The sequence below is a fragment of the Neptuniibacter sp. QD48_55 genome, assembly GCF_047778115.1.
Taxonomy (GTDB): domain Bacteria; phylum Pseudomonadota; class Gammaproteobacteria; order Pseudomonadales; family Balneatricaceae; genus Neptuniibacter.
This window is the reverse complement of the sequence record NZ_CP180555.1, coordinates 1,763,993-1,774,815: the sequence shown is the minus strand read 5'-3', so window position 1 is coordinate 1,774,815 and position 10,823 is coordinate 1,763,993. Positions and strand designations below refer to the sequence as shown.

8 protein-coding genes are annotated in these 10,823 nt (G+C 42.7%); 4 read left to right on the top strand and 4 right to left on the bottom strand.

Going from position 1 to position 10,823, the window contains the following annotated elements:
* Nucleotides 1-708: 708 nt before the first annotated feature.
* Nucleotides 709-2,127: a sigma 54-interacting transcriptional regulator gene (locus ACMXYW_RS08230; RefSeq protein WP_415905863.1), complete on the top strand. Its 1,419-nt coding sequence runs from the start codon at nucleotides 709-711 to the stop codon at nucleotides 2,125-2,127.
* Between the two features lie 7 nt (nucleotides 2,128-2,134).
* Here ACMXYW_RS08230 and ACMXYW_RS08225 read toward each other — a convergent pair whose 3' ends face one another.
* Together ACMXYW_RS08225 and ACMXYW_RS08220 are read right to left on the bottom strand one after the other, a co-directional pair.
* Complete coding sequence (locus ACMXYW_RS08225) at nucleotides 2,135-2,800, bottom strand: SDR family oxidoreductase (protein WP_415905862.1); 666 nt, start codon at nucleotides 2,798-2,800, stop codon at nucleotides 2,135-2,137.
* A 98-nt stretch (nucleotides 2,801-2,898) separates the two neighbouring features.
* Nucleotides 2,899-3,678 carry a substrate-binding periplasmic protein gene (locus ACMXYW_RS08220; protein ID WP_415905861.1) on the bottom strand — a complete coding sequence of 260 codons (780 nt, stop codon included), beginning with the start codon at nucleotides 3,676-3,678 and terminating at the stop codon, nucleotides 2,899-2,901.
* 151 nt (nucleotides 3,679-3,829) lie between these two features.
* Between ACMXYW_RS08220 and ACMXYW_RS08215 the strand changes: the two genes are divergently transcribed.
* The gene (locus tag ACMXYW_RS08215; RefSeq protein ID WP_415884715.1) at nucleotides 3,830-4,561 is read left to right on the top strand and encodes a helix-turn-helix domain-containing protein; all 732 of its coding nucleotides are present in this window, start codon (nucleotides 3,830-3,832) and stop codon (nucleotides 4,559-4,561) included.
* A gap of 25 nt (nucleotides 4,562-4,586) precedes the next feature.
* Here the strand turns inward: ACMXYW_RS08215 and ACMXYW_RS08210 are convergent, their stop codons facing one another.
* Nucleotides 4,587-5,279 (bottom strand): hypothetical protein, encoded by a 693-nt coding sequence (locus tag ACMXYW_RS08210; RefSeq protein WP_415905860.1) that lies wholly within the window; start codon nucleotides 5,277-5,279, stop codon nucleotides 4,587-4,589.
* Nucleotides 5,280-5,482: 203 nt separating this feature from the next.
* On the opposite strand from ACMXYW_RS08210, the gene ACMXYW_RS08205 reads away from it, so the two are divergent.
* Together ACMXYW_RS08205 and rrtA are read left to right on the top strand one after the other, a co-directional pair.
* Nucleotides 5,483-7,639: a VIT domain-containing protein gene (locus ACMXYW_RS08205; RefSeq protein ID WP_415905859.1), complete on the top strand. Its 2,157-nt coding sequence runs from the start codon at nucleotides 5,483-5,485 to the stop codon at nucleotides 7,637-7,639.
* Nucleotides 7,640-7,656: 17 nt separating this feature from the next.
* Entirely contained in the window at nucleotides 7,657-8,355 is a 699-nt protein-coding gene (gene rrtA / locus ACMXYW_RS08200; protein ID WP_415905858.1) for a rhombosortase, read from the top strand.
* Nucleotides 8,356-8,379: 24 nt separating this feature from the next.
* Here the strand turns inward: rrtA and ppsA are convergent, their stop codons facing one another.
* Nucleotides 8,380-10,749 (bottom strand): phosphoenolpyruvate synthase, encoded by a 2,370-nt coding sequence (gene ppsA, locus ACMXYW_RS08195; RefSeq protein ID WP_415905857.1) that lies wholly within the window; start codon nucleotides 10,747-10,749, stop codon nucleotides 8,380-8,382.
* Nucleotides 10,750-10,823: the final 74 nt, after the last annotated feature.

Below are 10,823 nucleotides of genomic sequence, written 5' to 3'. Positions count from 1 at the left end.
GATTCGACCTACCACTTTAGAGGTAGGATTTTGGATAAAATGAGGCCGTTTTGTTTTGTCCCGCATAGGAGACTGATGGCGGAATAATCTACCACAGAATGCACTGCATCTGTCTTTCCAACTCCGTCTGTTCCCCTGCGTTGATCTTGCACTTTGGCCCGCGAACGGAAAAGCCATTTTCAACTCTCCATAATGTTAGGAAAGATCCATGATTGGACTGACCCTATATATGGCAAGATCTATACCACCGCTTTTAAATCAGATGCTTACAGTCTCTTGGTGTCATTTATCCCATTAAATTCGGGATATAGGCATATAGATATGGATGAGTTTGTTTCAAGAACGAACAATAATGAGACCTGTCAAATACAACTCATTGTTTTTAATAGATATATCTACAAACAAGATGTGTCCCAAAAATGGGAATTCTCAGTTTATATAAATCAAGTTAAACAGCTAATGCCTACCTACCTTTTGAATGATCGGCACTTAATCTGTGAGGCTAAATGGTGTTTTTCTTGATGATTAATTGACAGGTTCCTGTTTGCCATCAATGCTTACTTGTGGAAGGAAATAATCGAGCAAATATCGTCAAATACTACAGAGATCTTCTGTGGTTTCAGAGCTTATTGGGTTTGAATTTGCCTCAGTTGTTTTAGCTTTAGTGCTCGCTTGATCACAAGGAAGATAAGACACGGGACGAATCTTATGGAAAAACAACTCGAATGTGATGCATATTCTGCCTCCACAGCCACCACACCTTTAGACAAAAATTCTCACGATGGCAGTCATATTCTCTATTTCAGGCCAAGAGGAGAAGATAAGCATGATCTGCCTGAACTAGAAAATGTTCGTATTTTGAATAATCATGTCCTGGCCGCCACAGATGCTCAAAGTGCCAAGCAAATGATGGCATCAAAACGTTTTCAACTAGGTATCGCAGCCTGTCACTTCCTCGATGATAAGGTACTGGAAGAACTCAAACAGATATTTAGCTATGACGAAAATATTCTCTGGATACTTTTATTACCTAAGTCATTTATCGACAACCCGCAAATCACCTCTCTGATTAGTCATTATTGCTTTGATTACCATACTTATCCGGTTGAAATTGAAAGGCTTGGCATCATTCTTGGCCATGCGCTAGGTATGACTAAATTAAGAAACAAAGCGCTAACGTCTGCCTACAAAAAGGACAATCAGTGTCTGATTGGAGAAAGCCCTGTCTTTAAAGAGATTCTTTTAAAATGCTCTAAAGCAGCTAGAGTTGAAGCACCCGCCTTACTCATAGGAGAAAGCGGTACAGGTAAAGAGCTTTTTGCTAAGTACATCCACGAACATTCAAACCGAAACGACAAACCCTTTATTGCCGTCAACTGTGCTGCCCTGCCTGCCACTCTTATACAGTCAGAACTTTTCGGGCATGAGAAAGGTGCTTTTACAGGGGCTGATTCAAGGCGTATAGGCCGTTTTGAAGAAGCGCACGATAGCACCATATTCTTAGATGAAATTGGTGATTTGCCTTTAGATATGCAAGTTATTTTATTGCGTTTTCTAGAGACTAAAACGATTGAACGTCTAGGAAGCACCAAAACAATCCATGCAGACGCTCGGGTAATTGCAGCGACCCATGTGAATCTTGAAGAAGCAGTTAGAGAAGGCCGATTTCGAGAAGACTTATATTACCGCCTAAACGTCCTACCACTCGATGTGCCTAATCTACAGTCCAGAGGTTCTGAAGATATCAAACTAATCGCGGAATACTATTTGGATCGTTATACCAAGGATAATGACCTCAAGAAAAAGAAATTTAGTTCATGTGCACTGCAATTAATGGGGCAAAACCACTGGTCAGGTAACATCCGTGAACTAATAAATCGGGTATGTAACGCAGCAATCATGTCTGATAGCATGATCATTACGGCCAAAGATATGGGGCTAGATAGAAGAGAAGATGAACGCCGTCTCATGCCATTAGAAGAAGCGAAAAGTAGAGCTGAAAAAGCTGCAATTCTTAATGCATTAAGACACGCTAACAATAACGTGACCGTTGCCGCATCTATACTAGAGACTTCACGTTCATCTTTATATCGGTTACTCGAAAAGCACCAGATATTAAATAACTAGCTTTTACTTACCAAGGTAAGACTTCACCGTTTGAATGCCAGAATGTACCTGTATTTTCGAGATTAAGCTCTTCAATACGTTGAGAAAGTCTTTCCGCAGCCTGATCTGGTGTTATATCGCCTACTCCGCCAATCATTTCTGTTCCGACTAGTCCAGGGTGCAAGATCGCAACGGCTACACCTCTTGGTTCCAGATCCCTTGCTAATGACATACCTGCGATATTCAGTGCTGCTTTCGACATACGATAACCGTATCGACCACCACTGGTATTATCAGTGATAGATCCCATACGACTTGTGATTAGCGCTATTTTTGCTGATCCAGTTAAATTTTCAAGCACCGTCTCTGTTACCAATAAAGGCGCTAATGCATTGGTTTCAAATTGATCGCGAATGGTTTCGACATTCAAATTGCCAAGAATCTCATTACGTAAAATACCGGCATTGTTAATCAGCAGATCAATTTTGATGCCCGTTAAAGCCGTTTTTAACTTCTCTAATCCATCATTCTTTGCAACATCAACTTCACCAATGACTTCAACACCTAGCTGTTTCAGCTCAGGAGAACAGGTACGGCACGCAGCAAAAACCTTATATCCCTTAGATTTGTATAACGCGGCGAAAGACAAACCTATACCGCGGCTAGCACCTGTAATTACGACTGTTTTTGACATAAAAGACCCCTAAGAAAAGATGTTGTATTACATGAAGTTAGCATCATGTAAGTAACTTTGGAGAATAAACTACAACAGAATAATGAAGGATGTATACGTTATTCTCTGGGGTATAAATACTGATTTGCCAATCGATCGTATTCACCGTCTTTTTTTAACTGGTCTAATGCACTCTGCCATTCAGCGATCTCCTCATCAGGAGTCTGTTTTGAAAAAGCGATATAACCTTCACTTCGATATAAAACGATTGGCGTCTTTTTGATAATTTTTTCTGAAACACCGCTGGTTTTGAAAACATTCGATACTTCGTGCAGTGAAACAGGCGTGTAATCGACCCGCCCTTCAGCAAGCAGTCTAAAACAGCTGTTGTAGCTATTAGCAACTAAGATCAACACAGGTGTCTTAGCTTTTAGGATTCTCTCGTGCCTGCTGCCCCGCAGTACACAAACTCTGACCTCTTCTGTAAATTCTAGATAAGAAGTAAATTGCTTGGGGTAGCTGGTATTTTTAAAGAACTGAACACTATCTGATTGTAATGGACCAACCCACTTAAACTGGTTCTCACGTTCTTCATTTCGGCTTATATTGAAGATTGCATAGTTAGGTCCCTGTTTTACGAGATCAACACCTCTTAAAAAAGGTACTTCAACAGGCTCGAAACGTAGCTTTCTAACGTCAGACATTGCTCTAACTAATTCAAGGTTAAATGCTCGACGACCTGCGTGCTCGATACCTCTAATTTCACCTGAGTAATCTTTAAATACTGATTTTTTGAGGTTGTGCGTAAAAAACTGAGTGTTGTTTCTAGCATCATTAGAATCTGCATACAGGTAGTTACAAGCAACGCAAAATAAGCCTAAGGCCCACCCTAATCTCATTAAACCACCCCGATTTTCAAATCTAATACGCGTGATACTTAATAGTTTAGACAAGAGTTAATGTTTAAGAGTCGTAATAACCAATTGATTATCGTGAATATATAAAGCGCTTCGGTTAAGATCGCTGTAAGCATAACTTAAGGAATAAATTATGGCGCAAGTTGGACCACTGATAGATACACTCAAACGAGAACTTAAAGCTCAAGGTAAAACCTACCTAGATGTCGCCGAAATTCTTGATTTAAGTGAAGCTTCAGTAAAGCGGCTTTTTGCTGAAAAAAACTTTACCCTCACTCGGCTAGAAGCTATATGCGACATGCTTAATATCGAGCTATCTGAGCTTGTACAGAAGATGAGTAAAGATCAGTGCCAACTGACACAATTGACCAGAGACCAAGAAAAAGAGATCGCGAATGATCTGATTTTGTTATTGATAACAGTCAGCGTGATCAGTGGAATGACGTTCTCTGACATCCTTAATGCTTATGACATTCCAGAAACAGAATGCATACAAAAACTAGCTAAGCTAGATCGCCTTAAGATTATCGATCTACTGCCCGGGAACCGCGTAAAGCTTTTAGTTGCCCCTAATTTCCATTGGCTACCTAATGGCCCAATTCAGCAGTTTTTCCAAGAAAAGGTCGAACAAGACTTCTTTAGCTCACGTTTTGATAAAGCCAATGAAAAGCTGATCGTGACTAATGCCATCCTGACCGATAGCTCCAACGCACGTCTGCAAAAGAAAATGGAGCGTCTCGCAGCAGAATTTAACGAATTAATGCAAGAAGATCACTCGGCGCCGCAACAGAAAAAAAGTGGTACGACCATGGTCCTAGCCATCCGCCAATGGCAATACTCGTTGTTTAAAAAGATTTCTAAATAGTATTGCTGGGCATTTACTTACGGAGTTAAACCAAAGCACTGCCTTCACTAGTTACTGTTAGCTTCCCTTCTTCTGAGAAAGAGAGCTCAACTGACGGGTACTGTCGATTATCACCCAGCAGATAACTGTATTTGTCGATAATGGCTTCTATCTCTGCTTGTGAATTAGCATTATCCATCTCTTGTCTGAATGGCTCCAGCTCTTTGAAAGCCGCAAGGTGCGACGCTAAAGCATTAACAGTGCTTAGCTCTTTAGCGATAGCGGGTTCTTCTTTCAGGGCTTGTTTAAGCTCATCTGCATAAGGGTAATCAGCTGGCAAAACTATCTGCCCTTTACCGTCATAATTGATCGATTCTGGTGCTTCTGGAATGTTGTGACGGGATAAGAAATCAGGAAACACCTTTGAAAGGTGATTCTGCAAAGCCCTCACGTTCTGCTCATTTGGCAGCAATAAGCCCTCAATATCGAAAATATCCCCTTCATGGGCAGGCTTTGCTTGGAAGTAAGTGTCTAAATCGTACTCTTTATCACCTTTTGCAGTGCTGAGAGCATAAACAGACTCAGATTCGTTTAGCTGTTTTGCTTCTTCCGTTAAGAACACTGCATTGCCGCTGACAGAGGCTGATCGGCCAGAGTTTGCCAGTGCTGCACTTTGTCCTGTGTGATTCTGATTTGTGCCAATTAAGCTAGAAGTCTGATAATTACTGGAGATATACATATATAACTGTGCCTATGTTAATCCATTAAAACAAGGAATCTATGTTCTGATTGGATAGTCAGCAATCTTCGGGCCAGTTCATAAATAGGTTGGTATTATATTTTGATACTCATAGCTGTTTAATTTAAAACCTATTTCAATTTCATTTTAACAATCGCCTAAACATCACAATCTTGCTCCCATCAATAGATGAGGAACAAGCGATGAAACACTCAACTCCTAACCTAAAACGCAGCATCCTATTCACAGCGATAGCATTAGGCAGCGCTCTTTTGATGAGCCCATACACTAATGCTGCAGGACTATTAAAACCGAGCAATGCAGGGTATGAAGAGCTAAAAATCAAAGAACACCATGTCGATGTGGTGATTGAAGATATGTACGCAACCACAACAGTTGAGCAAGTTTTTCATAACCCTAACGCGACTGATCTAGAAGCTATTTACTCCTTCCCAGTTCCAGATAAAGCGGCTGTAGGTGAATTTAGCTATTGGATTAATGGCCAACCTGTTACAGGTGAAGTCGTAGAGAAACAGCGTGCCCGACAGATCTACGAGCAGGAAAAACAAAAGGGAAATGAAACTGCGATCGTAGAGAAAGACCAATACAAAACGTTCGATATCTCTGTCTTTCCTGTAAAGGCTAATCAGGAAGTTAAAATCAAGTTGGTATATCTACAGAATACCCAGACCGATACTGGAATTGGTCGATACGTATACCCTCTTGAAGATGGTGGTGTTGACGAGCAAAAACTGAGCTTTTGGGATCGCAACGAAACGGTAGATGAGAAGTTCTCTTTTGATGTGAAGCTAAGGACCAGCTATCCAGTTGATGGCTTAAGAATGCCTAAACACCCGAATGCATCCTTCCAACAACTTAATGCCTATGAATGGCAAGCAAGCTTGATCAATTCAGCTAACAATCTGAACCAAAAGCAGCTAGATCTTGAGCAAGCAGAACTGACCGAACAGAATGAGTCTCAAAGCCCCGAAACTCCTATCAATAGCGCTGTGACAACCCTGGATAAAGATATATTGCTGTACTGGCGTCACGCTGAAAACCTACCTGCAAGCGTGGATATGCTCGCGTACAAAGAAGAAGGCTCAAGCAAAGGTACTTATAAGCTGACGTTAACACCGGGTAGCGACCTCCCAGTAATGAATCAAGGTCGAGACTGGGTGTTTGTACTAGATATTTCCGGTTCTATGCACGGCAAATTCTCATCCCTGATTGAAGGTATTACAAGCGGCTTAACACAGTTAAACCCAAATGATCGCTTCAAGATCGTATTATTTAACAATCGAGCTCAGAGTTTCACACAGGGCTACCTACCTGCTGATCAGCAAACAATTAAAGACACATTGCAACGTTTAGATCAGGTACAACCAAGTAGCGGTACAAATCTTTATGCGGGACTTAAGACCGGCATTAATCAACTGGATTCGGATAGAACTACTGCAGTCGTTCTTGTTACAGATGGCGTTGCCAATGTAGGCACGACCGAAAAGAGTAAATTTCTAGACCTACTAGAACAACATGATGCCCGTCTATTCACTTTTATCATGGGTAATAGTGCTAACCGCCCTCTTCTAGAAGAGATGACACGGGTGTCTAATGGCTTTGCTTTGCAGATATCAAACTCAGATGATATTACCGGCCAGCTCCAGATAGCCAAAGGCAAGATGGCTCATGCTTCTATGCGAGATATTCAGATCGAGATTGATGGTGTAAGAAGCAAAGAGCTCGTAAAACCGCGTCTTGGTAATACCCTCTACCACGGTCAACAGCTAACTCTATTTGGACACTATTACAAACCGGGTAAGGCAGAAGTAAAACTGACCGGGACAATCAATGGTGAAAAGAAAACTTACACAACCAGCTTTAATCTGCCTGAAGTTGCAACTGACAGCCCTGAATTGGAACGCCTATGGGCTTATGCTGCAATAGAAGAGCTACAAGCTGAGATGGACTACCTAGGCTCTGACAAAGATGCTGAGCAAGCGATTGTTGATACCGCTGTGGAATATGGCTTGGTAACTGACTACACATCTATGATCGTTGTAAGAGGCGAAGTCTTCAAAGCGATGAATATTGAGCGCTCTAATCTAAAACGCGTTGAACAAGAACAGACCGCTCGTCAAAACCGAGCACAACAACAGATTACCGCTCAGCAGAATCGCGTAGACACTCAACAGCCAATGTTTATTGATCAATCACAAGACCAGACTAACAAGAGCCAAACTCGACCGAGTGTTTCATCAACACGCTCAGGATCAGGTGGCGGCGCCGTATCACCTTGGCTGGTTATCTTTATCGCTGTAGCCATTGCTCTAGTACAAATTCGTCGCTTTAAGCGCTAAACAGAGCTGAAATGGCCATGAATTTGTTCACCTCAATCGCAACTGCCCTTCGGGGCGGTTGTGACTCTCGTCATGCTCTTAACGTTAACGAGCAGCCAACAAAAGTACCGCTGATCACCTTATCTATCATCGTCAGTGTTTTGGGCATCGGATTACTAGGTTATTTCTATCCTGTGCTTTCATGGCTCTGCTTTGATTACGCCCTAATTGCTGAACAACAACAACAATACTGGCGTTTATTTACAGCCCATTTTGTTCATAGCTCTACAGAGCATCTTTTTTGGGATCTTATAACCTTTACAGCCGTGGCAGTGTATTTAGAGAAACGTAACCAAAAGCTATTTATATATGGAATGCTATTAAGCCTAATTACCCTATCCATCTATCTGCTATCACCACTGACCGATATAGCGCGATACAGTGGCCTATCAGGAATCCTCTACACTGTAATCTGTTTAGCAGCATGGCAATGGTTAAGAGAGGAAAAAGGCTTTATCGCATGGCTACCGTTGATAGCGATCGCTGTTAAAACGGTTACTGAGATATTTATGCAAGATACAGTCTTTGTAACTGAAGGATGGGCGGTGTTTAGTGAAGCACATCTCGTTGGGGCTGGTACTGCATTGTTGCTAGGCTGTTATCTGGCTGTAAGTAGTGCTGATTTGAAACCATTTCATGCCTTCCAAAAAGCAAAAAGCGCTATTAAGAAGCCTTAATAGCACTTTGATTTATATGGGTTTTCAGCTTTCCTGATTGTTCGCCAAGAAGAACCAAGTATCGAGTACAGAATCAGGATTCAAAGATACGGTGCTAATTCCCTGCTCCATCAACCAGCGAGCTAGATCTGGATGATCGGATGGGCCTTGGCCGCAAATACCGATGTACTTGCCCTGCTTCTTACATGCAGAAATCGCCATTGAAAGTAGTTTCTTAACGGCCTCATCTCGCTCATCAAATAGGTGTGCTATCACACCAGAGTCCCGATCCAAGCCTAGCGTTAACTGAGTTAAATCGTTAGAGCCAATAGAGAAGCCATCAAAGTGTTCTAGGAACTCGTCAGCAAGCAGTGCGTTGGATGGGATCTCACACATCATGATTACACGTAAACCGTTCTGACCACGTTTCAGTCCGTTAGCAGCTAGCAGATCTACAACCTGTTTCGCTTCACCTGGAGTACGTACAAACGGGATCATTACTTCGACGTTTGTAAGCTGCATCTCATCACGTACGCGCTTAAGTGCACGACATTCGAGTTCGAAGCAGTCACGGAAGTTTTCAGAGATGTATCGCGCAGCGCCACGGAAACCAAGCATTGGGTTTTCTTCACTTGGTTCAAACGCATCACCGCCGATTAGATGACCGTATTCGTTCGACTTAAAGTCAGACATACGAACGATCACTTTCTTTGGATAGAAAGCAGCGGCAAGTGTAGAAATACCTTCAACCAGCCGATCAACATAGAAATCGACAGGGCTGTTGTAACCTGAAATACGACGAGAGATCGTCTGCTGCAATGCGGGTGGCTGCTGATCGAAATTGATCAATGCTTTAGGGTGTACACCGATCATGCGGTTAATAATGAATTCAAGGCGCGCTAGACCAACACCTGCGTTTGGTAGAGCCTGGAAATCAAATGCACGATCAGGATTACCCACGTTCATCATGATTTCGAAAGGTAGATCAGGCATCGATTCTACGCTGTTGGACTGGTGTTCATAATCTAGTTTGCCAGCATAAACTCGACCCGTATCACCCTCGGCACAAGAAACAGTAACGAGTTGACCATCAACAAACTGCTCAGTTGCATCACCACAACCCACGATAGCTGGAATACCTAATTCACGGGCAATAATGGCAGCATGGCACGTTCGACCGCCGCGGTTGGTTACGATAGCAGCAGCACGCTTCATAACAGGCTCCCAATCAGGGTCTGTCATATCAGTAACTAGCACTTCACCCGGCTGTACTTTTTCCATTTCATTGATGTCATGGACGATACGCACATTACCAGAGCCAATTCTATGACCGATAGAGCGGCCTTCAACGAGTACTTGGCTAGTTTCTTTAAGAAGATAACGCTCAATCACCGCCTGATTACTACGGCTCTTAACAGTTTCAGGACGCGCCTGAACAACAAATAGCTCGCCTGTATCGCCATCTTTAGCCCATTCAATATCCATTGGGCGGCCATAGTGGTTTTCGATCTCAATAGCGATCTTCGCTAATTGCTGAACATCGTTATCATCGATCGAGAACTGCTGGCGTTCAGCCTGATCGACTTGAACAGTCGAGACTGGATTGTCTGAACCCGGCTCAGAGTAGACCATCTTGATTGCTTTAGAACCGATCGTTTTACGAATAATCGCTGGTGCACCCATTTTTAGGGTTGGCTTATAAACGTAAAACTCATCCGGATTAACCGCACCCTGCACAACCGTTTCGCCTAAGCCGTATGCGGAAGTTATAAAGACAACATGGTTAAAGCCAGACTCTGTATCCAGAGTAAACATGACACCGGAAGAGCCTGTTTCACTGCGAACCATGCGCTGAATACCGGCAGAAAGTGCTACTTCACTGTGCTCAAAACCATGGTGTACACGGTAAGAGATCGCACGATCGTTATAAAGAGAAGCGAACACTTCTTTGATCGCGTGCTTAACATTGGCAAGACCGCGAACGTTTAAGAATGTTTCCTGCTGACCAGCAAAAGAAGCATCCGGAAGGTCTTCAGCCGTTGCAGAAGAACGGACCGCCACAGCAATATCTTGGTTGTCAGCAGACATATCAGCCCAGTACGCTTCGATCGCTTGATCTAGTTCTGGCTGGAATTCAGCTTCCATGATCCAATCACGTACCGTCTTACCGGTCTCTTTTAATGCTTGGATATCATTAGTATCAAGCTCTTTAAGCTTGGCATTAATCTTATCTTCTAGACCGCCGTGAGTTAGGAAGTCACGATAGGCATCAGCCGTAGTTGCAAAACCATTCGGCACTTTTACATTCGCGCCAGTTAGTTCTTGTAACATTTCTCCAAGAGAGGCGTTTTTACCACCTACTCTTTCTACGTCATTCATTCCTACCTGATCTAGGCGCAGTACATAGTTCTGCAACTGTATATCTCCTACTCTGGTGTATAGTTATTACTTGTAATAATGATCAAATCTTACTGCACTCAGCAGCAAAA

Excerpts from the sequence above, each read along its gene's own strand:
- ACMXYW_RS08205 (WP_415905859.1), top strand. The coding sequence starts at position 5,483 with ATGAAACACTCAACTCCTAACCTAAAACGCAGCATCCTATTCACAGCG.
- ACMXYW_RS08215 (WP_415884715.1), top strand. The coding sequence starts at position 3,830 with ATGGCGCAAGTTGGACCACTGATAGATACACTCAAACGAGAACTTAAA.
- ACMXYW_RS08210 (WP_415905860.1), bottom strand. The coding sequence starts at position 5,279 with ATGTATATCTCCAGTAATTATCAGACTTCTAGCTTAATTGGCACAAAT.
- ACMXYW_RS08225 (WP_415905862.1), bottom strand. The coding sequence starts at position 2,800 with ATGTCAAAAACAGTCGTAATTACAGGTGCTAGCCGCGGTATAGGTTTG.
- ACMXYW_RS08220 (WP_415905861.1), bottom strand. The coding sequence starts at position 3,678 with ATGAGATTAGGGTGGGCCTTAGGCTTATTTTGCGTTGCTTGTAACTAC.
- rrtA (WP_415905858.1), top strand. The coding sequence starts at position 7,657 with ATGAATTTGTTCACCTCAATCGCAACTGCCCTTCGGGGCGGTTGTGAC.
- ACMXYW_RS08230 (WP_415905863.1), top strand. The coding sequence starts at position 709 with ATGGAAAAACAACTCGAATGTGATGCATATTCTGCCTCCACAGCCACC.